Here is a 26,188-nt window from a genome sequence, read left to right as displayed (position 1 = left end):
TCGTCGGATACGGCATGATCGAAAGCGACGCCGCCAGCGCCGACGGAGAAGACCCGACGGCGGGCGGGCGGATCGCCTTCGACTATCAGTTCGGAACAACCGTTCTGGGCGTGGGCGCGCAATATGTCGGGGTCGACTCCGAGCAAGGTGTTTTTCGGGTGGGTCCCCGCGCGGGTGTCGCGTTCGGACGCAACATGGTCTACGGTACCGCCGGTTACGCCGAGATCTACACCGACAATCCGAAGGTCGAGGATTCGTCCGGATATTTCCTCGGTGTCGGCGCGGAGCGGTTCCTGAACGATAGGATCACCGTCGGCTTCGAGTTCGACTACGACAAGTTCGAGGATTTCGACGACAGTATCTACGATGATCTCGACGCCACCGCCTACAGCGCGAGCGTGAGCCTGAACTTCCGGTTCTGATCGGGTACCGGCCCGGCGAGTGGCGGGCTGGGGTCCTCCGGAGACCCCGCGATCGGCCGTAGCGGCTTCAAGTCTCGTGTTCGCCGTGTTCGTCTGTCATGCGACACGGTCCCGCCCGCCCGGGCCGTCTGCCGCCCTCGACCGAAACCGCATTGCCGGTGGGAGACTGGATGGAAAAAGCGCTTGTGACGGGCGCGGCCGGCTTCATCGGCTACCATTGCGTGCAGCGCCTGCTGGCAGCGGGGGTCGAGGTCGTCGGGCTCGACGCGATGACCGATTACTACGATGTCGCGCTGAAGCGCGCGCGGCTGTCCGAGATCGGCGCCAACCCGGGCTTCCGCTTCATCGAGGCGGCGGTGGAGGATCCCGGGGTGCTGGCCGGTCTTTTCGCGGACGGCGGCTTCGACACGGTGATCCACCTCGCCGCGCAGGCGGGGGTGCGCTACTCGCTCGAGAATCCGCGCTCCTATCTGGAGAGCAACATCGCCGGCACGTTCGAGCTGCTGGAGGCCGCCCGCGCGCATCCGCCGCGGCACATGCTGCTTGCCTCCACCTCCTCGGCCTACGGCGCGAACACCGAGATGCCCTATCGCGAGACGATGCGCGCCGATCACCAGATGTCGTTCTACGCCGCCACCAAGAAGGCGACCGAGGCGATGGCCCATTCCTACGCCCATCTCTACGATCTGCCGATCACCATGTTCCGCTTCTTCACCGTCTACGGACCCTGGGGGCGGCCGGACATGGCACTCTTCAAGTTCACCAAGGCGATCCTCGAAGGCGCGCCGATCGAGGTCTACAACCACGGCGACATGAAGCGCGACTTCACCTATATCGACGACCTCGTGGAAGGCATCGCGCGGCTTGCGGGCGCGGTGCCCGAACGCGGCCGCCCGGAGGGCGAGGCGGACAGCCTGTCGCCGGTGGCGCCGTTCCGGGTGGTGAACATCGGCAATTCCGAGCCGGTGCAGCTGACCGATTTCATCGCGGCGATCGAGGCGGCGACCGGGCGGCAGGCGGAGCGGAAGCTCATGCCGATGCAACCCGGCGACGTCCCGGCGACCTGGGCCGACACCGCGCTGCTCGAGGCCCTGATCGGCGCGCGGTCCGGTACGCCGGTAGCGGTGGGCGTCGACAGGTTCGTCGCGTGGTACCGGGCCTTCCACCGGATCTGAAGGTTCCGCCGATCGGGGTCTCCGGGCCGGTCAGCGGCCCGTCCGGTCGAGAACAGCGTTCACGGTCTTGAAGAGAAGGTACAGATCCGTCTTCAAAGAGGCGTTCGCGAGGTAGGAGACATCCATCCGGACGCGTTCCTGGTAGCTGACGTCGTTGCGTCCCGAGACCTGCCAGACCCCCGTGATGCCGGGCTTCAGCGCAAGGTAGGCCGACCGGTACGGCCCGTATCTGCGCATTTCGGCACGGACAACCGGACGCGGGCCGACGAAGCTCATGTCGCCGCGCAGCACGTTCCAGATCTGCGGCAGCTCGTCGAGGCTGCTGGCGCGCAGGAACCTGCCCAGGGAGGTGATGCGGGGGTCGTCGGTGAGCTTGTGATCGCGGGTCCATTCCTCTGCCGCCTCGGGATTGGTGGCGAGGTACTCGGCCAGCCGGCGGTCCGCATCTGGAACCATGGTGCGGATCTTGTAGCAGCGGAAGGTCCGGCCGCACTGGCCGACACGCCGATGTCCGAAGAAGCCGGACCCGCCGTCGCGCCGGACAAGAAGCCACAGGACCGCAATGACGGGCAGCAACGCCGGCAGCATGAGCAGGGCAAGAACGATATCGAAGACGCGCTTCCAGAAGCGCTGATACGATTGCCGCGTGCGCGCGAGGACAGACAGGCGCATCGACGCGGGGTCGGGGCTGAAATATTCGGGCAGAAATGTGCTCTGATCTTTCATCTTCGTCCTACGAACTGAACCGATTTCCGCGAAGGCAGTTTGCTGCCTGCCAACTTGAAGGCTTTGACGACGATTCCTAACGGACGTTTAGCCTCGACGCCGCGCTCTGTCATCACGGGACGGGGGACTTGGTTCAGTTTTTTTTCCGCCGTCCCGACAATGCCGTTTATTCATGCAGTAAAAAGCGGACTCCGCCGATTTCATAGGAGGGCTCGCGGACCATAGCTTAATGCGCCTCTCCGCGGCGGTCGGATCAGGTTTTGTCGTCGCTTTCCCAGGATGCCAAGCGTCTGAAACAGGGATGTGACGCCCGCCCGGGCCGGCATGTTGCAGGTGGAAAGCCGCGAATCGGGTCCCGTATCGCCGTGTCCGGGTTGCGTTCCCCCTGTTCCGCCCAATAAGCGCCCCAAAGCTGCTAATTATGTGTCGTTCGGCGAGACCCCCACTGCTCCATCCATGAAAAGTTTTAAAACCTTCGCTCCATGCGTTGACAATAGGCGGCGCTTTACCCCCTCTATGGGCACGAAGTTTTGACTCTTGCGAAATTGGAGAGGTGTAGATCATGCAGGCCTACACGTTTACGGCCCTGGAAGTGACGTATGGCACCGGTGCGGACGACATCCTCACGGTTAGCCCCGTCGAAATCGTCGCCACATTCGACGATGATGTTACTGCCCTCGAATACGACATTACCGGGACGCTGTCCGGGGACGAGGGCAACGCGACCATCCTGACCGTCCCGGAGACCTTCTCCGTCGACGGGGTTCCGCTCGATTTCTCGGACCTGGACTTCTACCTGGCCGACCTCTCGTTCGAGGACGGGGCAGAGCGGCAGGTCATCGGCATCCAGACCTCCGGCTTCCAGAACTACCTCATCGAGGTGTCCGGCACGCCGCTGCCGGAGGATCTGACCGCGGAAGATTTCCAGGCCATCGCGACCTCTGTCGACGGCTTCGCGGATTTCGACGCCTCGCCGCTGAGCTTTGACGACATCGCCGGGCTCGAGAGCGTCGAGGATCTTCCGACACCCGGTATCGTCGTGCCCGGCACGGACGGTGACGACACCCTGACGGGCAGCGACGGCGACGACCGCGTGGAAGGCGGCGACGGTGACGACAACCTCAGCGGTGGCAACGGCAACGATGGCCTGCTGGGTGGCAACGGTAACGACACCATCGACGGCGGTGAAGGCAACAACACCATCGCGGGCGGCACCGGCGACGACAGCATCAGCGCCGGCGAAGGCAACAACTTCATCGGTGGCGGCACCGGCAATGACGTTATCTCGACCGGCAACGGCAACAACACCATCGGCGGCGGCTTCGGCGACGACGTCATCACCACCGGCGACGGCGACAACGTCATCGCGGGCGGTGCCGGCAGCGACACCATCGCGACCGGTAACGGCAACAACGTCATCGGCGGCTCTTTCGGCACTGATTCCATCACCACCGGCGAAGGCTCCGACAACCTCGGCGGCGGCTTCGGCATGGACACGATCGATGCCGGCGAAGGCGACGATTCGGTCGGCGGCGGTAACGGCAACGACCTGATCGACGGCGGCGAAGGCGACGACTTCCTCGCCGGCGGCGGCCGCAACGACACCATCTTCGGCGGCGAAGGCGACGACACTATCAACGGTGGCGACGGCAGCGACGAGATGACTGGCGGCGAAGGCGCGGACGTGTTCGTCTGGAACCGCGGCGACGAAGGTGCGACCGACACGATCCTCGACTTCGAAGACGGTGTCGACACGATCTTCCTGACCGGTGTCGAGAACGAGCCCGGCTCCGGCCTCGCGGGCCGCGTCGACGCGCTGGACATCACCGATACGACCTACGGTGAAGGCGAGGACGCAGTCGACGCCGCAACGCTGACCTACCAGGGCCAGGAAATCGTCGTAGTGGGCGTCACCGCGGCCGACCTGACTGTGGAAGACTTCAGCTTCCTGTAAATTGTAATTCTCCGGGGCTCGGATCGATCCTTCGAGCCCCGGAGAACCTTCCGTGAGAACGCGGCTCATATCCGCCCAAGGTCTTTAACGCGGCATCATGGGTAGGTTATCGGGCTGTCCTTCATCCCTCGCAGACCATGGTAACCCGCCAACTGCTCAAAGTTCACGGCGAGTTGATAGTGGATCGCTGCCGTCGGAGCTGGGGCAAGGTTGAAGCGGGCCCTGAGTGTCCGCTGAGCTGCAACGCCCAGATTGAATTTAGCAGATCAGATGAACCGATTGCCTGCTGGGCAAGGCCCAAGCCGGGGTATTCGAATTCGGGCGTCAAGGCTGCTCTGTTTTCGGCGCACGATGCGTATGGAGCATGAAATACGGGGTAGCGAGCACGACTGCTTCGGTCTATCCGTGCCTCTGTGACAACGAGCCCGACCCCGGCGGGTTGCGAGGATTTGATGAAGCGAACGACCGGATGTGTGGGACTCCGACATGCTCTGTTGTGCGGCAGCGTCTATCTCTGCTGGGCCAGCAGCGCGGTTTCCCAGAGTTCCGACGAGGGGAGCGTCTGGAAACGTCCGATCCTGAGCTTCCAGGGTGTGCCCGGCATCGTTGACATGCCGACGGCCCACCAGATGCCCGATGCCAACGGCACGCTTTCAGTCAATTCCACCGACGTCACGCAGCGCAACGTATTTCACTTCCAGATCTCTCCGCGCCTGTCGGGCGTCTTCCGCTACAGCTATATTGAGGGATATGGCTCCGGTGACGGTGCCTATTACGACCGTAGTTTCGATCTTCGCTACCAGTTAGCCGACGAGACCGCCCGCCGTCCCGCGGTGACCGTCGGGCTTCAGGATTTCGGCGGCACCGGGATCTACGGCGGCGAATATCTTGTGGCGTCCAAGACCTTCGGTCGAGTGCGCGCCACTGGTGGTCTGGGCTGGGGACGGCTTGGCACCCAAGGCGGCTTCGGTAACCCGCTGGGTTTTTTGAGTGAAGCCTTCGACAGCCGGCCCGACGATTCGGGCGAGGGTATCGCCCAGACCGGCAAGTTCGATGCCGATCAGTGGTTCCGGGGTGAGGCCGCGCTTTTCGGCGGGATCCAGTTCCAAGCGACCGACCGTTTGGTGCTAAGTGCGGAATATTCCTCTGACGCCTACGACCCCGAAACCGCTCGGACCGACTTGGACCACCAGAGTCCCTTCAATGTAGCTGCCACCTACCGGGTCGGTGGGCTCGATCTGACTGCTGCTTGGCTCTACGGCACGACCGCGGGCCTGCAGTTGAGCTACACTTTCGATGCCACCGATCCGCTGGGGCCGGACAACGGTCGGGCGGGACAAGGGCCAGTCGTGCCCGCTGCCTCGACCGCGGCTCTTGGCTGGGATCTGCCGTCCGGCACCGGCTTGATCGGGGCGCAGGGATCACTCTCGGAAAAAGCTCAGGCTGCTTTCTCCGCCGAAGGACTTGCGCTGCTGTCCCTTGATCGCGACGGCGACCGCGTCGTGGTGCATTACCGAAATGACCGTTATCTCGCCGAGGCCGAGGGGCTCGGCCGTGCGGCCCGCACACTCGCTGCGGTTTTGCCTGCCGAAGTGGCTCGGATCACGTTGGTGCCGCGGCAGGGCGAGATTGCACCCACCGCAGTGACGTTTGCCCGCAGCGATTTGGCTGACCTTCAAGGCGACCTCGAGGGCGGCTGGAACAGCCTTGCGCGGGCGCGGCTCGAGGAGGGCAGTGTCTATCCTCTGGACGTGCGCAGCGGCGGTTATCCGCGGTTGACCTTCGGGCTCTCGCCTTATGTCGGGCCGACCTGGTCGGACCCCGACAACTTCATCGCCGAAAGCGGTCTGCGTGCGACCGCCCGAATGGCGTTGCTGCCCGGCCTCACGGTCGAGACCGAATTGCGTCAGCCTGCTTTCGTCAGACGTGTGGAGCCGGTGCCGAACCTGTCCGACGGCTCCGGCACCTGGCCGGTCGTGCGCACCGACGCGGCCCGCTACGACGATGATACCGATCTCGAACTGCGCCGGCTGACCGCGGATTACCATTTCCGCCCGGGTCCCGAACTATTTGGCCGGATCTCGGCCGGGATGTTCGAGCAGATGTACGGAGGCGTTTCGGGCGAGCTTCTGTGGAAACCCGCAGGCGGCCGCTGGGGCTTCGGGACCGAACTTACCTGGGCGGCGAAGCGCGCGCCCGGCGAAGTCTTCGGCTTCGAGGACTACACTACCACAACCGGCTTCGCCTCGGCCTATTACGAGCTTGGTGACGACTATCTTTTGCAGCTCGATGTCGGTCGCTACCTCGCCGGGGATATCGGCGGCACGCTCAGCTTGGACCGCGAGTTCGCCAATGGCTTCAGTGTCGGCGCTTATGCCACGATCACCGAGATGTCCACCGACGCGTTCGGCGAGGGCAGCTTTGACAAGGGGATCCGGTTCAGCGTTCCGGCAAGCTGGCTGTTCGGCACGCCATCGCGATCGGTCTATTCGACCACTTGGCGGCCGGTGACCGGTGATGGTGGCGCGCGGGTCGAGCAGGCCGCGCGGCTCTATGACAGGGTACGCAACATGCAGCCGCGCGAGCTACAGGAAGACTGGGGACGGTTCTGGCGATGAAGAGGCGGTATGCTCTGGCTTTCGCACTCTCGGCGGTGCTGGCGGGATGCTCCTCGACTGGGGAGCCGCAACGCTTCGCACGTGACACCGCGCGGCATCTCCTACCGTTCCTTCCGATACGGAGCGATCCGCGCTACGCGGCGCTGGTCCGCGCCGACGCGCCCACCAGGGCCGCGACCGAAGAGGCGACGGAGCGTACCATCACGCTGCGCCGGGCCTCGACACTGCCCGACGGCGCCGTGCTCTGGCTCGCGCCGGACGGCGCAGGGTTCACGTTCCGTGGCGGCTTGCTAGTGGCGACACGCGGTCTCGGCGACGACCTGATGTCGACGGATGTGTCGGACCTCGCTGCGCTCATGTCGGCGGGAGAGGACGGCCTGGCCGAACGCTTTCAGTCCCGTCTCGATGGTGAGGGCCAGACGGTGCTAGAAAGCTATGTCTGCACCGTTACCGTCTCCGGGATGCGCGTGAGCGAGGACTGCACCGGAATGACCGAAGATTTTGTGAACACTTACCGCATCGTGCCGGAATCGGGAGCCGTGCTATCGTCACGTCAGCATCCCCGCGCCGGGTCTGGAGCCTGGCGCTTCGGCGATCCGCGGTGAGCCACCATGATCCCGAAGCGGGCGGAACCGTGCCGGGGACCGAAGGAGAATACCATGATGCGCGCCCTTTTCGCATTCCTCGCGATGAGTGTCTGGCTGGCCGGCTGTGGCGTGGCCTACAAAAGTCCGGCCGTCAGTCGCAACGCGGGGCCCGACGGCAAGGTGCGCGTGGTCTCGATTACACCCGAGACTGTCCTGGTCGCCAATCGATCGACGTATAGTCCTAAGCGTCTACCGGAGGTGTTCTTTCAGACCGCCGGTAGCGGCAGTGGTTTGCGCGGTGCCGGCGCGGTGCCGCAACCGGCCCAGAGCAGTCGTCCGCAGGAGGGCACGCTCGAAACCCGTCTGCCGCCTCCGGTGTCGCCGCAGCCTTACCGGATCGGCATCGGCGACGTGGTGCTGCTCGCCACGCAGCAGGCTGGCTCGACGGTCGAGGAACTGACTGGTCTTCTGGCCGCAACCAATGCGCGCCAAGGTTATACAGTGCAGGACGACGGAGCGATCGCGATCCCGAACGTGGGCCGGGTGAATGTCTCGGGACTGACACTCGAAGAGGCGGAGGCGGAGGTCTTCCAGCGGCTGGTTGAAAACCAGATCGACCCGACGTTTAGCTTGGAGATTGCCGAGTTCAACTCCAAGAAGATATCGATCGGCGGCGCCGTGGCCCAGCCCACCGTGGCGCCGATCCGGTTGACACCGATCTATCTCGACGAGGCGCTGGCCGCCGCTGGCGGCATCACCGTTGAGGACGAGGATCTGGCGAGTGTGCGGATCTACCGCGACGGCACACTCTACCAGATCCCCCTCGAGGAACTCTATTCCAACTCTGCCCTGCGCCGCATCCAACTGGTTGATGGCGACAGCGTCTTTGTCGACACCTCCTACGAACTCGAACTGGCGCGAGCCTATTTCGAGGAGCAGATTCGGCTCGCGGAATTCCGCCAAGACGCCCGTGTATCGGCCCTGAACGCACTCAACACCGAAGTGGCCATTCGCCGTAATAACCAGCAAGACGCGCGGCAGAATTTTCAGTCACGGCTCGAACTTGGATCGGTGGAGCGCGACTATGTCTACCTTACCGGTGAAGTTGGCGAACAGAGCCGCTATCCGCTACCGTTCGACACACAGGCGAGCTTGGCCGACGCGCTTTACGAAGGGAGCGGCGGCGTGACGACCGAAACCGGGGACGTCTCGGAGATCTACGTGCTGCGCGGCTCACCGGATCCGCGCGAATTCGGGGCTATGACCGCTTGGCGGCTCAATGCCAAGAATGCCAACAACTTGGTCCTGGCCACCCGGTTCCAACTTCGGCCGAACGACGTGATCTTCGTCGCCGAGCAACCGGTGACCCGATGGAACCGGGTCATCCGACAGATCACGCCCTCGCTGATTACGACGTCCGTGGCGCAGGCAACAAATTGAGAGTGAGGTGGGCCCTGCCCTATTACCTGTGCTGTGACCCCCGATTTTCATCCACCCGAAGCCGGAGCCCGGCGGTCAGCTTGGCGCGGGTGCGCCGGTGGAGCAATGGGCGATCCGCGCAGCGTTTCAGGTGCGTGGAGCGGATCGTCCATTGCGGTGAGCTTGGCGGCATAGGCCGCCGGTGGCATGTAGCCGAGCGCGGAATGCGGCCGGCACGAGTTGTAATCGGCGACCCACCGGGCGGTGGCATCGCGAGCGTGATCGAGGCTGACAAACAGAGTTTCGTTGAGGAGTTCGTCACGCATTCGGCCATTGAAAGCTTCGCAGATCCCGTTCTGCATCGGCTTTCCCGGCGCGATGAAATGCCAGGGCACGCCGGTCTTCTGCGTCCATTCGAGCATGGCGTTCGAGGTGAATTCCGTGCCGTGGTCGCTGACGATCATGCCGGGCGAGCCGCGGGTGGCAATGAGGCCAGACAGCTCCCGAGCCACTCTGCGCCCGCTGATGGACGTGTCGACGACTACCGCCAGGCATTCCTTGGTGACGTCGTCAATCACGTTCAGGATGCGCAGGCGCCGTCCGGACGTGAGCTGGTCATGCACGAAGTCGACCGACCAGCGGGCGTTCGGCACTGCCTCCACGAGGAGGGGTGCCCGCGTGCCAGTGGCCTTCTTGCGCCCCCGCCTGCGCTTCACCGACAATCCCTCCTCGCGATAGATGCGCTCAGTCTTATTGCGGTTCTCCACGAGGCCTTCCTGGCGCAGCAGAACGTGGAGCCGCCGATAGCCGAACCGCCGGCGTTCCCCGGCAAGGTCGCGCATACGGTCCCGGAGCGCGGCATCCTCGGGCCGCCGGGCGCAATACCGGATCATCGACCGATCGGTGCCAATGAGGTGACACGTCCGCCGCTCGCTCATCTCGTGCGCTTGCACAAGCCGAGCGACCGCAAGCCGCTTCGCGGCGGGCGTCACCACTTTCGGCCGAGCAGATCCTTCAGCGCAGTGTTGTCCAGCATCGCATCCGCATAGAGCCGCTTGAGCTTGGCGTTCTCCTCCTCGAGCGCCTTCAGCCGCTTCACGTCAGACACATCCATGCCGCCATAGCGGCTCTTCCAGGAATAGAATGTCGCGCTGCTGATCCCGTGCCCCTGCGGCAGACGTCAGCAGTCTTCGCGCCCGCTTCCTGCTCCCGCAGAATCGCGATGATCTGCTCTTCGCTGAACTTCGATCTCTTCATCTTCCGGTCCTCTTGTTGGGCCGGACTCTATCATCAGATGGAGGGAAAATCGGGGGTCACAGCACATCCCGGTACCTCAGCCCTTGATGACATTGTCCAGCGCCACCAGCTTCGACAGGATACCGTCCAGTTCTTCGATACGGACCATGTTCGGCCCGTCAGAGGGGGCATTGTCGGGATCCTCGTGGACCTCCATGAACAGCGCACCGACGCCCACGGCCACCGCCGCCCTCGCCAGCACTGGCACGAATTCACGCTGACCGCCAGAGGAGACGCCTTTGCCGCCGGGCTGCTGCACCGAATGGGTTGCGTCAAAGACCACCGGATAGCCGGTCTCTGCCATAGTGGGCAGACCGCGGAAGTCACTGACCAGCGTGTTGTAGCCAAAGGAGGTGCCACGATCACACAGCATGATATTTTCGTTGCCGGTCGAGGCCAGTTTGGCTGCGACGTTCATCATGTCCCACGGGGCAAGGAACTGACCCTTCTTGATGTTGATGGCTTTGCCAGTCTCACCTGCGGCGAGCAGCAGGTCGGTCTGGCGGCACAGGAACGCTGGAATTTGCAGGATGTCGACGACCTCAGCAGCGCCTTGCACCTGCGGGATGTCATGCACATCTGTCACGATGGGGCAGCCGAACTCCTCGCGGATGCTGTTGAGGATCTCCAGACCTTTTTCGATGCCGAGACCGCGCTGGCCGCTCAACGATGTCCGGTTCGCCTTGTCGTAGCTGGCCTTGAAGACATAGGACACACCGTTGGTTTCGCAGGCTTCACCGATCTTTTCCGCCAGCATCCGGGCGTGATCAAGGCTTTCAAGCTGGCAAGGACCAGCAAGCAGGGCAAAGCGGTTCTCGTTGGAGATGTCGATATTGCCGACTGTGACAGTTTTCATAGCGTTCCATCACGGTTGAGAACCTGCTCGATACGAGCGATGTCCTCGGGGTTGTTCAATTCCCAGAATATCCGTCCCCGGGCGTCGACTTCGACGCATTTCATGCGCGCGCCGTTTTCAAGAAAGCGGAGCTGTTCCAGCCCTTCGAGCTTTTCCATCCGGCCTTCTGGCCAATCGATGTAGCGGGTCAGAGCTGTGGTGCGGTAGGCATAGACACCAACGTGGTGGAACACTGGCACCTCGCCTTCGGCAAAGGTCTTGCCGCCGGTAAAGGGGATCACTTCCTTGGAGAAGTAGAGCGCCCGATAATCTGTGTCGAAAACGGCAGTCGTCCCACCTACGCGCCCATTGTCCCGATCTTCGATTAACATGGACAGGGTTTCGGGGTCGCAGCGCAGCACCGGTGTCGCCGCATCAAGGCTCTCCTCCGCCTTCATCGCCTGGATCAGGTCGGACAGGAACCATGCAGGCGTCAGAGGCGCATCACCTTGCAGATTGACCACGATGTCCGGGGTCATGCCGGTACGGGCAAGCGCATCGGCGCAGCGTTCCGTGCCATTGCGGCAGGCCTCATCGGTCATGATGACCTCTGCGCCAAACCCGCGGGAGGCTTCGGCAATGCGCTCATCATCGGTGGCGACAAACACGTTGTCCGCTTCCGGCACCGACATGGCCGCTTCCCAGCTGCGCTGTATCAGCGTCTTTGCGCCGTCAGGACCGGTCAGTGTGGCCAAGGGTTTGCCCGGATAGCGCGTCGATGCGTAGCGCGCCGGAATCAGAATGGTCGTGGTCATGCAACACCCGCCCGCAGAAGATCGTGGATGTGCAGCACGCCGACAACCGCACCAGTGACATCAAGCACGAATAGGGCGCTGATCTTAGACGTGTTCATGATGTTCAGCGCCTCGGAGGCCAGAATATCACGCTGCACGGTCTTGGGACCGAGCGTTGCCACTTCGCCCGCACTGCGGGCCATGAGATCAGACAGGTTGCGGCGAAGGTCACCGTCGGTGACAACGCCGATCAACTTGCCGTCTTCGATGACACCGGCCATACCAAAGCCTTTCGAGGTCATCTCGATCAGCACTTCGCCCATGGCGGCGTCGGGACGCACGGTAGGAATGGCGTCGCCGCTGTGCATCAAAGCCTCGACTCGCTTCAGCTGGGAACCAAGCTTGCCGCCCGGATGGAGCACTTGGAAATCTTCACGCTTGAACCCACGACGGTGCATCAGCGCTACCGCTAGGGCATCGCCCATCGCGAGTGTCGCAGTGGTGGATGTGGTGGGCGCGACGCCGATACTACAGGCTTCTGGCGCATCGGGCAGCAGCAAGGTCACGTCCGATTCTACATCGAGCGTGCTGCCTCTGCGGCTGGTGATGGCGATCAGCGGGATTGAGAAGCGTCCGCAATGGGTGACGATATCCGCCAGCTCCTTGGTCTCGCCGGAGTTCGAGATCACCAGGCAGACGTCCTGTTCGGTCACCATGCCAAGATCGCCGTGGCTGGCCTCGGTGGGGTGGACGAATTGCGCCGGCGTCCCGGTAGAGGCAAAAGTCGCTGCGATCTTGCAGCCGATGTGCCCGGACTTGCCCACGCCCGAGATGATTATGCGCCCCTTGGCGGCAAACAGCAGATCGATGGCCTTGAGGTGGTTGTCGCCCAGTTCCTGCCCCATCTTGTCCAGCGCACGCGCCTCGGTCATCAGGACCTGCTGCATGTGCGCCAGATCGTCCGTCGCGGTTTGCACCGTCGGAGAGCTTCCCAAATCACCCATATCAAAACTCCTTCTTTTCAAATGCTTCGTGCGGTCCGCCCGGGAGACGACCACGGCGCCACCCATCAATTGCTGTAATAAGACGAGCTTTAATCCATGTAATTGTCGTAGCGCCACCGCGATGGCATCGACGTATTGTGCGATGATGCGTGCATCAGGCAACAGCAGGATCGGCGGCGTGTCGATGACAATCTGGTCATAGCTCTCGCGTAGCTCCCTGATCATATCTGACGGGTCCGATAGGCTCTTGCCGCCGAACAGCACATCACAGCCCACTTCATGCAAATGAAGGCTTCGACGTCCTCGCTGGCTCGGAACAAGAGATGGCGCATCTCGCTCAAGAACAGGTCCAAGATCGCCGCCGCCGTCAGGCTGAAACCTTTGCGCGGGTTGAACTGCGGCTCGGCGGTGGGATCGAGCTCGTCGACTATCTGGTCCAACACGTGGCGGCTGCGCATCACCTTGTCCTCGGTGTTTACCACCGAGCGGTTGTTGAGCGTGACCGCGGCGGCGGTCCGGTACAGCAGCACCGACTGGGTCAGGTGGTCGACGAACTCGACCACATTCGATTCAACTGGCGTTGCCGAATTCAGCCTCTGATCAGTCATGCAAATCCAAACCCACGCTATCGCCCCTCCCATACGTCGGCTGCGCGAAAACATCCATACCCGCAAAGGCGCTTAGGCAGTTATCTGCGATGCAGCATGCCATTTCATGCATAACCTCTGCAGGCAGCCTCCTGTTGTATTTGCAGAAAACACCCCTGCTTCATTTTTGAACACTGCGGAAAAAATAGTGTGTGACAAGAGGGCCCTCGCAGTTGTCCTTTGTGAAAGCGTCGCGTAAGGCAAGGACATTGAATGACGTTTCCATGATGCTGTTTTTACCAATCCGCGCCAGACTGGATTTGACAATAGCCGCACCTAGCGACTGGACCCACCCTCGCCAGATTAGCCATGCCCGCACCCTTGACCGGCGCACGACAGGAAGACACCATGCCCTCCCATACCTCTCAAAGACGCATCCTCGTGGTCATGAACCGCTTTCAGGGGTACGAGAAATCGATTCCCGCGGCGATCGAGGCGCTGGGGCACGCAGCGCGGTTCTCGGATGCGCGACCCAGCAACAGCTTCATGGTCAAGGCGCTTACCCGCCTCGGCCTGTTGCAGCACATCAAGCGCATCTCCGAGGCCAACACCGACCGCCTCGCCGCCGATGCCCGCGCGTTCGGGGCTGACACGCTGCTGCTGATCAGCCCCGAGAACCTGCGCCCCCCTGAAATCTCGCGGCTGCGCACGGCGCTGCCGGGCATCCGCATCGTGCTGTACCTCTATGACAGCGCCGCCAACCGGCCATTGGACCAGCAGACCATCGACAGCGTGGATGCCGCCTTCAGCTTTGATATGGACGATTGCGACAGATTTGACCAGCTGGGCTTCCTGCCGCTGTTCCACCACCACACCGCCTTCAAGGCTCCGGCAGTGGAAAAGACCGAACCGGCCTATCACTACTGTTTCATCGGCACCGGGCGCATCCGCCGCGTGAAGGTGCTGGCGGGTATCGCGCGCAAGACTCGCGAACGCGACGAGCGGCCCTTCTTCTACCTTTATGCGCCCTCGGCGCTGCAATACGCGCTGCTCCGCCTCGCGGCCTGGCGTTTTGGCTACACCGACACGCTGTCGCGCGAGAGCGTTCCCTTCGAGACCTACCTCGAAAAGCTGGCGCAATCGGCCTGCGTGGTGGACATCGAACAGCAAAATCAGGGCGGGCTGACGATCCGCACCATGGATGCGGTCTTTGCCGGGCGGCCCTTTGCCACCTCAAACACCAATATCGCGCGGCATGACTTCTACCCGCATTTCCCGATCAGCGTCTTCGATGACGAACGGCTGGACATCAGCGTGCCCACCTCCGGCGACAGCAGCCAAGCGGAGCAGTTCTACCACAAGTACCACATCGGCACTTGGGCCGCGCATCTGCTGGCCGAAGAGGTGCCGGACTACCGGCTGCTGCAGTCCGCCTCTGCGCCGCACCTGCATGCCCGCAGTGCCTGAAGGTATTCCTCAATGACCCTCGGACGACAAAGCATCTTCGGCATCGCCATCAAGGCCTTCAGCATCCTGTTGGGCTTTCTCGTGGTCGCGATCCTGGCGCGTGTGCTGTCGCCAGCGGTCTATGGCATCTATTCGGTGGCGCTGGCGTCTGTGACCATCATGGCCATCCCCACCGCCATGGGCTTGCCAAACTACGTGGTACGCGAGATCGCGGGCGCGCTGAGCGAGGACAACCCGCGGCTTGCCCGGCAAATCTTTCGCGCCGCAGTGACGCTGGTGTTGATGCTGGCGGCGGTGGTTGTCGCCGGTGCGTTGATCTGGACGCTGGTGATCCATTCTTCGGATCAGACCGGGCAGGCGGTGCTCTGGCTGGGGCTGGGGCTGGTGCCGGCCATGGCGCTGACACAGGTGACCGGCGCGGCGCTGCGCGGCGTCGGCGGCCACATGCTCGGGCTGCTGGTGGGGCAGGTGCTGCGCCATCTGCTGTTTTTATGCTTGCTAGTGGTCTGGGTTCTGCTACCCGCCAGCTTGACCGGCGGGCTGTCGGCCCTGTCGGCCATGGGGCTGCATGCGCTGGCCGCGACGCTGGCACTGAGCGTCGGTCTGCTCATCTGGTGGCGCCTGCAGCCCGCGCTGCAGGGCGCAACGACAGGCGCGCAGCTGCAGATGCGCGCCATGCTAGGATCGACCGGGGTGATGGGGGTCATCTCCGGCGCACAGATTTTGAACGACAACCTCGATGTCATCATGCTGGGCATCCTCGACGGGGCCGAAGCGGCCGGGCTGTACAAGCTCGGCGCGACCGCAGCGCTTGTCACCGTGGCAGGGCTGCAGGCGATTAACATGGTGATGATGCCGCATTTCGCCCGCCTGCACCGCGAAGGCAACACCGCCGCGCTGCAAGCGCTGGCCACCCGGTCGGTGCGGCTGATCCTGCTGACCGCGCTGCCCACCTCGGTGCTGCTGGTGGCGCTGGGACGGCCGCTGATTTCGCTGGCCTTCGGGCCGGAATACATCGACAGTTACCTGCCAATGGTGATCCGCGTGACCGGGCAACTGGTCAGCGCTCTGTTCGGATCGGTGATAACCATACTTAACATGACCGGCCACGAGGTCGACACCATGAAGGGCGTCCTGCTGGGCACACTCGTCAACGTCGTGCTCAATGCGCTGTTGATCCCGATCTACGGCCCGACCGGCGCTGCCATTGCCACCGCGATCACCGTTGTGGCCTGGAACATATACCTGCACAGGCTCGTGCGCAAACGCCTTGCCATCAATTCCACGCCGTTCCCTTTTCTGAACGTCGCACGGTAGACTACAAGGACGATTTCTCATGCAAAAGACCCTTATTATCGGTGGTGCCGGCTTTATCGGCACGCGGCTGTTCACCGACTTCGGCCCCGAGAATTTCACAGTCTCGGACAACCTCTCGCCCATCGTCCACAACAAGAAGTCGATCGCGGATTTCGTGGGCTCCGGCGTCGAATTTTTTCCCGGTGACGTGACCCAGCCCGACGACGTGAAGGCGCTGTTCGAAGAGGGCGTTCCGACGAACCTCGTGCTGCTGGCCGCCGAAACCGGCACCGGGCGGTCGCTGCACAACGTCACGTTGAACACCCGCGTCAACGCTATGGGCACGGCGCTGGTGCTCGACGCGCTCAGCGCGATTGGCACCCTGCCCAAGCGCGTGGTGCTGACCTCCAGCCGCGCGGTCTACGGCGAGGGCCCCTACCTCGATGAGAGCGGCAAGCTGGTCTACCCGCAGCAGCGCGCCGAGGCCGACCTGAAGGCCGGCAAGTTCGAGTTCGACGGGCTGACTCCGCAGGCGATGTGCGCAGCCGATCACTTGCCGAACCCCTCGAACATCTATGGCGCGACCAAGCTGTGCCAAGAAAACTTGTTGCGCAACTGGGCGCAGTCCTTTGGCGTCGACGCCTACATCTTGCGCCTACAGAACGTCTACGGGGCAGGGCAGTCGCTGACCAACCCCTACACCGGCGTGCTGATCCACTTCCTGCGGATGCTGAGCCAGAAGAAGACCGTGAACATCTACGAGAATGGCGGCATCACCCGCGACTTCGTGCATGTGGCCGACATCGCCAGCGCCATCGCCGCCGCCCTGTCGGGCAAGGGCCCGGCGGGCACCTATGACATCGGCTCGGGTGAGCGGCTGACGCTGGAGGCGGTGGCCAGCCAAATCTGCGAGCTGACCGGTGGCCCGGCACCCGAGTTCTGCGATGCCTACCGCCTGGGCGACGTACGTCACGCCGCAGCCGATATCACCGCCGCGCAGACCGCGCTGGGATGGGAGCCTAAGGTCTCGCTCAAGGATGGCCTGTCGGGCCTGATCGACTTCTTCGAAGCCTGAACAGGACCGCCGCCATGGCCAGCCTCCCCGAGACTCCGACCTTTCACTTCAGGCACGCCGGGAGCCACAAGCCCCTGGCCTGGCCGAAGTACAAGACAAAGGAATGCTGGGCGCTGGTCATGTGCCTCATGCAGATGCGTGGGAAGGGGGCGGGCGCGCTAATCGTGCACAACTGGTGGGGCGGCGGAGCGCTGAGCTTCACCCGCGAGTTCCAGAGCCGTCGATCCGGCCAGATCGACACGGCGCTGCCCGGCGCCCCGATCATCGAGGCCCACGCTATGGGGATCGTGGCCAAGGTGCTGGCGCTGATGCTGGCCGCCCTGCTGACGTTGCTGCCCATCACGGGCATCATCGCGGTGACACGGCGGGTACTGCCACGGCGGACCGGGCCGCTGGTACTGTACGCCGACGGGCATCTGTCTGGCTTTGCCCTGTCGCTGGCCGCCCAGGCGCAGCCGGAGGGGGCCACCTATTCGCTGCAACACGGGCTGTACCGCAGCGATGACATCGGCTCCTTCATGATGATCCGCAACTTCGTCTCGGGGCAGATCTGCCTGTGGGAAGGGTTCACCCGGCAAAACTATATCGAGGTGGGCACAGACCCCGCGCGGTTGCGGGTGGTGGGACAATACGGTTTCGGCCACCTCGCACCGGCAGAGGACCGCCGGGCCGGGCGGGTGCTGCTGTGCCCCCCTTACGACGAGACCCAGATCGAGATATTCCGGCAACTGGAAACACATATGCCCGAAGGCACTGAAACACTCTGGTCGCTACATCCTATGCTTCGCTCCGCCCATTCCGACCTGGCGCAGGCCGCACTTAACACCGTCTCGCCGCCGCCTGCGCTGGCAATCTGCGGCGACAGCGGCGTGTTGATGGATGCGCTGTCGCGGGGTATCCCCGTCATCACCGTGGCGGACCGTCCGCTGGCCACTGCGCATCTGTCCGAGGCCGAGGCGCAGGCGGCGGATGCCGTCACGCTGGACCGGCTGAGCCGCCTCGCCCACGACAGCCTAGCGGCGGACCGGCAACGCTTCGGCTTCGATATCCCGGCCGGCTAGGCCACGCCAGAAACCCGGCCAGATACCAAGAGGGAGGGCTGATCGTGACCCGACCCATGCGCCGCCACGAGACAAGATGATGCGCCAAGCCCTGACTTCTCAGATCGCTGCGACCCGCAGCACCGTGGCCGCGCCGCCGCCCGCACCGACCGATCTAATCACCCTGTGGTCGCTGTGTGGCTTGCATCTGGCGATGACCTTTCTTGCCAGCCTCGGGCTGGCGGAGGTCTCTACCGTGTTTTGGCCGGCCTTGGCGCTGATCATCGCGATGTTCGCCTTTGATCGAACGATCTATTTCGTCTATCCCGCGTTACTGCTGATGACGCTGGTCTTCCTGTCGCCGCTGATCCTCAGCGGGGCCGCCATCGCGCTGAAGATCCCGCCCAATGGCAGCGAATACGACCGCGAGATGATCCTGATCCTCTATTGGTTCATCGGGATCTTCAGCCTGTATGTCCCCAGTGCCAACGCGGTGCGCAACCGTGACCTGTCGGAGATCCGCATCGGGAAATCCGACCTTGTGCCGTTCTTCGCGGCCGTGCTGCTTTTGGTGTTCAGCGCGTTGATGCTGCGCAGCGGGACGCTGCTGGGGGGCGGCTACCGCGACGTGACGGCCGAGCGTATGGGCTTCATTGAGTTTTCCTCGTTGATCACCTTGGTGGGATTTTGCGCCGCGCGCAGCGCCATGGCCCGCAAGCTGCTGCTGGCTTGCGCGATGGTCTACCTCGCGGCGACCTTTCTGGTGGGGCTGCGGCTGCGCTTCATCTCGGTGTCAATCGTAGTCTTTTGCTGTATGGGCGGCATCCGCATTCCGTCGATCTGGAAGCTCGCCGGGATGCTCGCAGCCCTTGCGCTTTTCATCCTCGGGATGCTGCGCAACACCGGAATTTCCATGGAGGGGCTGCGCAACCTGTCCGTCGACAACCTGTACAACAAGGGCGCCCTGGTCAGCACCTCCGGCGGCACCTTTCAGACCTCGAAGTTCCATACCTACTACGTGGACCACGTGGCCTCCTTCGATAACATAAACGGGCTGCACTTTCTGTTTTCCGACATCGCCTCGATCTTTATCACCCGGAGCGGGCTGCCCGGCGGGCTCGACCTCAAGGCCGCCACCGGGCGGGCCTTCGATATCCCCGGCGGCGGCATGATGCCCGGCTATTTCTACGCCTTCGCGGGTCTCGTTGGCGGCATCGTGCTGTGCGCGATCTTTACCTGGATCTTTATCCGAGTTTTGCGCGGTAACGGCGCCGACATTTTTCCCTACCAGGTCATCCTCGCCGCCTATGCCCCGCGCATGCTGCTGTATGACTGGGCAGTGGGTTTCAAGATGATTTTCTACTTCTTCATTCTCAAATCGCTTCTTGCCTTCTTCGTCTCCGCCTCGCGCAATACACATGGCCCGACCGGACGTTCCCGAGGAAGCCCCAGACACAAGGTTGCCTGAATGACCGATACCAGCACACTTCCCGACAGCCAGGCCACCGCCCCCGGGGAAACACCCCGGCAACAGGAGCAGAACAAAGCCTTCGCCACTCCGCGCAACCTCGGGGCGAAGCTGCGCATGTGGTTCGACCCTCAACACATCTGCGTGCTGACCATCGGCAAGACCGCCTCCTCGGCGATCATCCAAGGATTCGTCGATGCCGGCGTGCCCGCCTATCAGGCCCACACGCTGCACCGCGCGCCGCAGGAATACCTCTTTGTCGACGGGCTGCCAGAGCGGCCGCTGCAAAATGCCGCCTTTCAGGTCAAGACCCGCAGCTGGCTGGCGCTGACGCAAAGCCGTCCGAAACGTTTCGTCACCACTTTCCGCGATCCCTTTGCGCGCAACATGTCCGCCTTTTTTGAGCAGTCCTGGAAGCTGGGGGTGAAGGTCGAGGACATGACCACCGAGGAGCTGATCGCGCTATACGAAAAGCACGGCCCCCATGACACCACCCGGACCTGGTTTGCCCAGAACCTGGCCCGACCCTTCGGGCTGAACATCGCAGAGGTCAATCTGCGCGACCAGCCGGTGCAGGTGCTGGTCCGTGACAAGCGCCGGTTCCTGCTGATGAAATACGAAAACCAGGCCCCCTGGGAAACCAGCCTGAGCGATTTCGCCGGCAAGCCTGTGCAGCTTGAACGGCGCAACGATTCCAAGCGTAAGTCCTATTCGGACGCGATTACCCGACTGAAGGCCACCTGGCGTCCCGCGCCACAGATTGTGCGCCGCACGCTCGACGTGGCGCTGTGGGACGCACTCTATACCTCGGAGGAAAAGCAGGCGATCCGCACCCGCTGGGACATCCCCGAGACGCTGGCCCCCTGACAATCAGCCAACCGCACAGCATTGACCACAGCCCTCATCTCAGCACGAAAGCCTTCCGCCATGACCACCACGCTTCGCAAGATCCGTCGCACTTTCCGCACCCATATCTCGACGCAGCCGGCCGTCTACCTGCCGCTGATGCGTCGCGGGCCCAAGGGCGACCGCGTGTTCACCGCCGACACCGAGTTGGTGATCGAGGGCTACCCGCGTTCGGGCAACTCATTCAGCGAGGCGGCCTTTCTTTATGCGCAGGGCCGCGAGGTGAAGCTGGGGCATCACACCCATGCCTCGGCCCATGTGATCGCGGCGGCGCAGGCCGGCGTGCCCTGCCTGGTGGTGATCCGCCAACCGATGGGGGCCGCACGCTCTCTGGTGCAGATGGAGCCGGCGCTCTTCGATCCCGATTTCGCGCTGTGGGAATACATCACCTTTTACCGTGCCCTGGCCCCGGTGCGTGACAAGATCGTGCTGGCGACCTTCGACACGGTGACCAGAGATTTCGGCAAGGTGATCACCGCGCTGAACGCCAAGTTCGGCACCGATTTCAAACCCTTCGGACATACGCCAGAGAACGAGGCCGGGGCCTTTGCCTTGCTCGACGCCACCAGCAAGGCCCGCGATGGCGCCCGCCAGAGCACCGAGGCATACTCGCCTCATGCCGATGCCGGGCGCCGGGCCAAGCGCGATGAGGAAAAGCGCCGCTTCCTCGAGATGTTCGCCGCCCCCGAGCTGGCGGCGCGCAAGGCCGAGGCCGAGGCGCTCTACGAACAGCTCGCCGCCACGGCGGACGCCTGAGACAGCCGACAAACGGAGCGCGGCGATGATCATTTCCGACAGCCGTCACAAAGTGTTCTGCCACATCCCCAAGAACGGCGGCTCTTCGCTCAGGGCCTATTTTGCGGGCCAGTGGGAGGATTCCCGCGCCTATCAGGGCCGCCGCGAGATTGCGGCCGGCGAGGCGGCGCCGCGCACCCGCGATCTGACGCATATCACCCCCGCCGAGGCGGCGGCCTTTTTCGGTGATGATCTGGTGGGCGAGGGTTACACGATCACCGCCGTGATCCGCCCGCCGATCCCACGATTCTCCAGCGCGCTGCTGCAATACATCCGCACCTTCGCGGCACAGGACAAGAACTTCGTTACCGCCAAGACGGTGCAGCGCATCATGCAGGGCACCTCGGTCGAGGCATTGTGTGCCGCGGCCCGCGAGGATCACCGCCACATTCATTTACGCCCGCAGGTGGATTTCGTGGCCGACGTGCCAGAGGCGCAGCGTGACCTGATCCTGATCGGCGACCTGTCCCGCCGCTTTCCGGACCTGCCGGTGGACAATCCCGGTGGCAGCCTGCCGGGGTGGATGTCCTTCATGCGCCACCCGGTGATCAAGCGCGTGGCGGGCCGGATGGGCAAGGCGGCCAAGGACGGCATCTCGCGTCGGCTGATCCGCAAGGACCCGCAGGTCAAGGAGGCAATTGAGACCGTCACAGCCGCCAACATGGCCTTTCTTGCGGAGTTCTACGCCGAGGATCAGGCGCTGCACGACACGCTGGCGCAAAAAGCCCGGACCGCCGCCTGAACGGGGTCGCCCCCCACGCGCGCAAGGCGGCGCGGAGGGGCGGCAGACCGGGATCAGCTCTCCAACAGATCCTTGAGATACTGGCCGTAGAAGTTCTTGCGGAACAGCTCTGCCCGTTCCGCAAGCTGGTCGCGGCTGATCCACCCCTGTTCAAAGGCGATCTCGTCGGGGTTGCCCGCCTGAAGCCCTTGGCGTTTCGTCAGGGTCCGCACGAAGTTACCCGCATCCAGCAGCGAGTCATGCGTCCCGGTGTCCAGCCAGGCATAGCCGCGGCCCATGCGCTGCACATCCAGACTGCCATCGTCGAGGTACATCTCCAGCAGCGAGGTGATCTCCGTAACCGCCCGATGAGCACCACCTGCTCGGCGACGGCCTGAGTGGCTAAGACACGGTCATAACTACGTCGTTAGCGACGTGTCTTGACCTGCCCCCCGCAAGATCCCTCAGTCTGATGTAGAGTCTGCTCAACCGCGAAGGAGCAGACGAATGAGGAAGAGCCGTTTCACCGAGGCGCAGATAATCGGGATGATCAAGGAGCAGGAGGCCGGCATGCCAACACCTGAGGTGTGCCGCAGGCATGGCCTCAGCCCGGCGACGTTCTACAAGCTGAAAGCCAGGTATGGTGGCATGGAGGTCTCCGAGGCCGCCAGGCTGAAGGCTTTGGAAGATGAGAACGCCAAGCTCAAGCGCCTGCTGGCCGACACGATGCTCGACAATGTCGTCCTGAAGGATCTTCTGGGAAAGAACTGACGACATTGACCAAGCGGCGAGAGGCAGCGCTCAGGGCCATGCGGGATCATGATATCTCGCAACGCCGGGCCTGCCAGCTTGTCGGTGTCGATCCCAAAACGGTCCGGCGCACACGCCCGCCGGACTGCCCCGAGATCCGCGAGGAAATGAAGGAGATCGCCGGGAAACGGCGCCGGTTCGGTTATCGCCGGCTCGGTATCCTGCTCGAGCGCAAGGGCATGCTCATGAACCACAAGAAGCTCTATCGGCTCTACCGGGAGGAGGGGCTGTCGGTGAAGCGAAGGCGCGGGCGCAAGCGGGCCCGTGGGTCACGCACGCCGATGCCGGAGGCGGCGCATCCCAATGCCCGCTGGTCGCTCGACTTCCTGGCGGACAGCTTCGGTGCCTCGCGCAAGTTCCGCATTCTGGCGGTGATCGACGATTGCTGCCGGGAGAACCTGTGCCTGACTGCTGACACCAGCATCTCGGGCGCTCGTGTCGCCCGCGAGCTGGATGCGCTGGTGCGGATCTACGGAAAGCCCGCTTGCATCGTCAGCGACAACGGCATCGAGTTCACCAGCCGCGCCATCTTGAAGTGGGCCGACAAGAACGGGGTGCCCTGGCATTACATCGACCCGGGCAAGCCGCAGCAGAACGCCTTCATCGAAAGCTTCAATGGCAGCCTGCGCGACGAGCTCTTGAACGAGGAGATCTTCGATACCCTGGACGACGCCGCCGGAAGCTGGCGCTCTGGCGCTACGATTACAACGCCGTCAGACCGCACTCGTCTCTGGGAAACAAGACGCCGCTCAAAGCGCGCCGGACGCTTGAGCAATTTGAGGGCTCCGCGCCCGGCGCGCTTGCCCAGAACGACCGCTCAGACTACCAATCTCAAACCCGCAGACTCTCGCTATGAACGAGGGACCCAAGGGGGGCAGGTCAAGCGCGAGATCACCGGCTGCTCCGCCGAAGAGCGGCGGAGCGTCAGGCACGCCCGCTGGCGGAGGACTTCAAGGTGTGGGCGGAGACCCAGCTCGGCCGTGTCTCCGGCAAGAGCGCACTGGCCAAGGCCTTCCGCTACGCGCTCCGCCGCTGGCCCTCCTTCACGCTCTTCCTGGAGGGCGGCCGCGTGGCCATCGACAACGACCCGGCCGAGCGCGCGATCAAGCCCGTGGTGATTGGCCGGAAGAACTGGCTCTTCGCCGGGGCCGATGCCGGGGGCGAGCCCCTCGCGGAGGCCATGACGATCATCGAAAGCGCGAAGCTCAGCGGCCACGACCCCGAAGCCTACCTGACCGACATCCTGTCCCGCATCGGCGACCACAAGATCAACCGCCTCGATGAGCTGCTGCCGTGGAAATGGGTGCCGCTGGATCAGGAGGCAAAGGCCGTCGCCTGAGCTGCGGTCCTTACCGGCCGGTTACCGTTGATCACCACCTCCGGCGCGTGCTGCGCCACGAGAGCGGCGCAGGCTTTGGGGTCGGTCTGATCGGCATCCGCGCGCGAGAGGAACACCGCCTCCACGCCCTCGGGGAGCTAGTGGGCGAGCTCGGTGGCTACCTGGCCGGTCTTGCCGCAGATCAGCGCCTTCATGCTTTTGTTCCCAGACGTTCACCGACACCGGCGCGGCCCAGCAGCGGCTGCCACCAGTCGGCGTTATTGAGATACCAGTCGACAGTTTTTTCCAGCCCTTCTTCGACGGTAACAGAGGGACGCCAGCCCAGTTCGGTCTGCATCCGCGTGGGATCGATGGCGTAGCGCGCGTCATGGCCCGGACGGTCGGCCACAAAGGTGATCTGATCGGCGTAGCTGCCCTCGTTTTTCGAGCGCTTGTCGTCGAGAACGGCGCAGAGCGTCTTCACCAGTTCGAGGTTGGTCTTCTCGTTCTCGCCGCCGATGTTGTAGCACTCGCCGTTGCGACCCTTGGCCAGCACGGTTAGCAGCGCATCAGCGTGATCTTCGACATACAGCCAATCGCGGATGTTCGACCCGTCGCCGTAGATCGGCAGCGGCTTGCCGGCCAGCGCATTCAGGATGATCACCGGGATTAGCTTTTCCGGGAAGTGATAGGGCCCGTAGTTGTTCGAGCAGTTGGTTAGCACGATCGGCAGCCCGTAGGTGTGATGCCATGCCCGCACGAGATGGTCCGACGACGCCTTCGACGCCGAATAGGGTGAGCGCGGATCGTAGGGCGTCGTTTCGGTGAACTGGCCAGTCGGTCCCAGCGAGCCGAAGACCTCATCGGTGGAGATGTGATGAAAGCGGAAGCTCTCGGGCTTGTCTTTCGCCACCCAAAAGCTGCGCGTGGCTTCCAGCAGGTTGTAGGTGCCGAGGATGTTGGTCTCGATGAAATCGCCCGGACCGTCGATGGAGCGGTCGACGTGAGATTCCGCGGCCAGATGCATCACCGCCTCGGGCGTGTGCTCGGCAAACACCTTGTCCAATGCTGCGCGATCGCGCAGGTCGGCCTGCACGAAGGCGTAGTTCGGGCTGTCCGCCACCGAGGCCACGTTTTCGAGACAGGCGGAATAGGTCAGCGCATCAAGGTTCACCACGCTATGGCCCGCGGCAATCGCTTGGCGCACCACTGCAGAGCCGATGAAGCCCGCGCCCCCGGTTACGAGAATTTTCATGGCTCAGCCCTCGAAGGTAAAGGGGTTGTTGATCTCAGCCAGCAGCGGCGCAGCCTCATCCTTGCTCGAAAGCACGGGATTGGTTTCCAGCCCCCAGTCGATGCCGATCTCGGGATCGTCGAAACGCACGCTGCGGTCGCAGTCCGGTGCATAGGTGTCCGTACACTTGTAGCAGATCTCTGTGTCGACCTCGCGCGTGATAAAGCCATGCAAGAATCCCGTCGGGATCATCAGCTGCTTGCCGTTGCCAAAGCTCAGCTCCACCCCGAACCACTTACCGTAGGTGGGCGACCCCTTGCGGATGTCGACGGCCACGTCGAACAGCCGGCCCCGCCCGCAGCGCACCAGCTTGGTCTGGGCATGTGGCGGAGTCTGCATGTGCAGGCCGCGCAGGGTCCCGACAGTGGCGCTCATGGAATGGTTGTCCTGCACGAAATCATAGGTGATGCCAGCTGCTTCCAGCGTCGCCTGGTTCCAGCTTTCGCTGAAGAACCCCCGCGCATCGCCGAACCGCTTTGGTTCCAATACCAGCAAACCGGGAATGGGTGTTTCTTCAATCTTCATGAGCAGCCTTCTCAATAACTTTGGTTCAATGCAGAACGGGCACCGCGCCACAGGCA

General features: G+C 63.3%; 21 protein-coding genes and 4 pseudogenes. 16 read left to right on the top strand and 9 right to left on the bottom strand.

The annotated features are described in order from the left end of the window. Together F3H57_RS18950 and F3H57_RS18945 are read left to right on the top strand one after the other, a co-directional pair. A partial coding sequence (locus F3H57_RS18950) for an outer membrane protein (protein ID WP_149757952.1) occupies positions 1 to 422 on the top strand: 422 nt, incomplete at its 5' end. A 170-nt stretch (positions 423 to 592) separates the two neighbouring features. Then, positions 593 to 1,597 carry an NAD-dependent epimerase/dehydratase family protein gene (locus tag F3H57_RS18945; protein ID WP_149757950.1) on the top strand — a complete coding sequence of 335 codons (1,005 nt, stop codon included), beginning with the start codon at positions 593 to 595 and terminating at the stop codon, positions 1,595 to 1,597. Between the two features lie 30 nt (positions 1,598 to 1,627). On the opposite strand, the gene F3H57_RS18940 is transcribed toward F3H57_RS18945, so the two are convergent. Beyond that, positions 1,628 to 2,269, bottom strand: coding sequence for a sugar transferase (locus tag F3H57_RS18940; protein WP_149757980.1), 642 nt, complete (start codon positions 2,267 to 2,269; stop codon positions 1,628 to 1,630). A gap of 616 nt (positions 2,270 to 2,885) precedes the next feature. On the opposite strand from F3H57_RS18940, the gene F3H57_RS18935 reads away from it, so the two are divergent. The 4 genes from F3H57_RS18935 to F3H57_RS18920 all read left to right on the top strand — a co-directional run bounded on the left by F3H57_RS18935 (position 2,886) and on the right by F3H57_RS18920 (position 8,922). Next, complete coding sequence (locus tag F3H57_RS18935) at positions 2,886 to 4,277, top strand: calcium-binding protein (RefSeq protein ID WP_149757948.1); 1,392 nt, start codon at positions 2,886 to 2,888, stop codon at positions 4,275 to 4,277. A 452-nt stretch (positions 4,278 to 4,729) separates the two neighbouring features. Further along, a complete protein-coding gene (locus F3H57_RS18930; protein ID WP_149757946.1) occupies positions 4,730 to 6,895 on the top strand; it encodes a YjbH domain-containing protein in 2,166 nt (721 codons plus the stop codon). Then, positions 6,892 to 7,500 (top strand): YjbF family lipoprotein, encoded by a 609-nt coding sequence (locus F3H57_RS18925; RefSeq protein ID WP_149757944.1) that lies wholly within the window; start codon positions 6,892 to 6,894, stop codon positions 7,498 to 7,500. Before F3H57_RS18930 ends, F3H57_RS18925 begins: the two co-directional genes overlap by 4 nt. 54 nt (positions 7,501 to 7,554) lie before the next feature. Continuing rightward, entirely contained in the window at positions 7,555 to 8,922 is a 1,368-nt protein-coding gene (locus F3H57_RS18920) for a polysaccharide biosynthesis/export family protein (RefSeq protein ID WP_149757942.1), read from the top strand. Positions 8,923 to 8,969: 47 nt separating this feature from the next. On the opposite strand, the pseudogene F3H57_RS18915 reads toward F3H57_RS18920, so the two are convergent. The 5 genes and pseudogenes from F3H57_RS18915 to F3H57_RS18895 all read right to left on the bottom strand — a co-directional run bounded on the left by F3H57_RS18915 (position 8,970) and on the right by F3H57_RS18895 (position 13,438). After that, a pseudogene (locus tag F3H57_RS18915) lies at positions 8,970 to 10,158 on the bottom strand (IS3 family transposase). A gap of 76 nt (positions 10,159 to 10,234) precedes the next feature. Next, the gene (gene kdsA, locus F3H57_RS18910; RefSeq protein ID WP_149757940.1) at positions 10,235 to 11,053 is read right to left on the bottom strand and encodes a 3-deoxy-8-phosphooctulonate synthase; all 819 of its coding nucleotides are present in this window, start codon (positions 11,051 to 11,053) and stop codon (positions 10,235 to 10,237) included. After that, positions 11,050 to 11,847, bottom strand: a complete 798-nt coding sequence (locus F3H57_RS18905) for a 3-deoxy-manno-octulosonate cytidylyltransferase (RefSeq protein ID WP_149757938.1) — start codon at positions 11,845 to 11,847, stop codon at positions 11,050 to 11,052. Before F3H57_RS18905 ends, kdsA begins: the two co-directional genes overlap by 4 nt. Then, positions 11,844 to 13,055, bottom strand: a complete 1,212-nt coding sequence (locus F3H57_RS18900) for a KpsF/GutQ family sugar-phosphate isomerase (RefSeq protein ID WP_394349845.1) — start codon at positions 13,053 to 13,055, stop codon at positions 11,844 to 11,846. The genes F3H57_RS18905 and F3H57_RS18900 overlap by 4 nt, the downstream gene beginning before the upstream one ends. After that, positions 13,052 to 13,438, bottom strand: a complete 387-nt coding sequence (locus F3H57_RS18895; protein ID WP_149757936.1) for a hypothetical protein — start codon at positions 13,436 to 13,438, stop codon at positions 13,052 to 13,054. Before F3H57_RS18895 ends, F3H57_RS18900 begins: the two co-directional genes overlap by 4 nt. 387 nt (positions 13,439 to 13,825) lie before the next feature. Between F3H57_RS18895 and F3H57_RS18890 the strand changes: the two genes are divergently transcribed. The 8 genes from F3H57_RS18890 to F3H57_RS18855 all read left to right on the top strand — a co-directional run bounded on the left by F3H57_RS18890 (position 13,826) and on the right by F3H57_RS18855 (position 22,206). Beyond that, on the top strand, positions 13,826 to 14,884 hold the full coding sequence (locus F3H57_RS18890) for a CgeB family protein (RefSeq protein ID WP_149757934.1): 1,059 nt from the start codon (positions 13,826 to 13,828) through the stop codon (positions 14,882 to 14,884). A gap of 12 nt (positions 14,885 to 14,896) precedes the next feature. Beyond that, the gene (locus F3H57_RS18885) at positions 14,897 to 16,201 is read left to right on the top strand and encodes a flippase (protein ID WP_149757932.1); all 1,305 of its coding nucleotides are present in this window, start codon (positions 14,897 to 14,899) and stop codon (positions 16,199 to 16,201) included. A 19-nt stretch (positions 16,202 to 16,220) separates the two neighbouring features. Beyond that, entirely contained in the window at positions 16,221 to 17,255 is a 1,035-nt protein-coding gene (locus tag F3H57_RS18880) for an NAD-dependent epimerase/dehydratase family protein (protein WP_149757930.1), read from the top strand. 14 nt (positions 17,256 to 17,269) lie between these two features. Next, positions 17,270 to 18,316, top strand: a complete 1,047-nt coding sequence (locus F3H57_RS18875) for a hypothetical protein (protein WP_149757928.1) — start codon at positions 17,270 to 17,272, stop codon at positions 18,314 to 18,316. Positions 18,317 to 18,392: 76 nt separating this feature from the next. Then, positions 18,393 to 19,763: a hypothetical protein gene (locus F3H57_RS18870; RefSeq protein ID WP_149757926.1), complete on the top strand. Its 1,371-nt coding sequence runs from the start codon at positions 18,393 to 18,395 to the stop codon at positions 19,761 to 19,763. Further along, positions 19,764 to 20,630 carry a putative capsular polysaccharide synthesis family protein gene (locus F3H57_RS18865; protein WP_149757924.1) on the top strand — a complete coding sequence of 289 codons (867 nt, stop codon included), beginning with the start codon at positions 19,764 to 19,766 and terminating at the stop codon, positions 20,628 to 20,630. A gap of 60 nt (positions 20,631 to 20,690) precedes the next feature. Continuing rightward, the gene (locus F3H57_RS18860) at positions 20,691 to 21,425 is read left to right on the top strand and encodes a hypothetical protein (RefSeq protein WP_149757922.1); all 735 of its coding nucleotides are present in this window, start codon (positions 20,691 to 20,693) and stop codon (positions 21,423 to 21,425) included. Between the two features lie 25 nt (positions 21,426 to 21,450). Further along, entirely contained in the window at positions 21,451 to 22,206 is a 756-nt protein-coding gene (locus tag F3H57_RS18855; protein WP_149757920.1) for a hypothetical protein, read from the top strand. A gap of 53 nt (positions 22,207 to 22,259) precedes the next feature. Here F3H57_RS18855 and F3H57_RS18850 read toward each other — a convergent pair. Then, a pseudogene (locus F3H57_RS18850) lies at positions 22,260 to 22,553 on the bottom strand (sugar phosphate nucleotidyltransferase); the annotation flags it as partial. 139 nt (positions 22,554 to 22,692) lie between these two features. On the opposite strand from F3H57_RS18850, the pseudogene F3H57_RS18845 reads away from it, so the two are divergent. Both F3H57_RS18845 and F3H57_RS18840 read left to right on the top strand, forming a co-directional pair. Continuing rightward, positions 22,693 to 23,851, top strand: a pseudogene (locus F3H57_RS18845) (IS3 family transposase). Between the two features lie 21 nt (positions 23,852 to 23,872). Next, positions 23,873 to 24,334: pseudogene (locus tag F3H57_RS18840) on the top strand (IS66 family transposase); the annotation flags it as partial. A gap of 190 nt (positions 24,335 to 24,524) precedes the next feature. Here F3H57_RS18840 and rfbB read toward each other — a convergent pair. Together rfbB and rfbC are read right to left on the bottom strand one after the other, a co-directional pair. Next, on the bottom strand, positions 24,525 to 25,568 hold the full coding sequence (gene rfbB, locus F3H57_RS18835) for a dTDP-glucose 4,6-dehydratase (protein WP_149757916.1): 1,044 nt from the start codon (positions 25,566 to 25,568) through the stop codon (positions 24,525 to 24,527). A 3-nt stretch (positions 25,569 to 25,571) separates the two neighbouring features. Further along, on the bottom strand, positions 25,572 to 26,132 hold the full coding sequence (gene rfbC, locus F3H57_RS18830) for a dTDP-4-dehydrorhamnose 3,5-epimerase (RefSeq protein WP_149757914.1): 561 nt from the start codon (positions 26,130 to 26,132) through the stop codon (positions 25,572 to 25,574). Positions 26,133 to 26,188 lie beyond the last annotated feature (56 nt).

Source organism: Roseivivax sediminis, from assembly GCF_900112685.1.
Taxonomy (GTDB): Bacteria; Pseudomonadota; Alphaproteobacteria; order Rhodobacterales; family Rhodobacteraceae; genus Roseivivax; species Roseivivax sediminis.
This window is presented reverse-complemented; position numbering and strand designations above follow the sequence as displayed.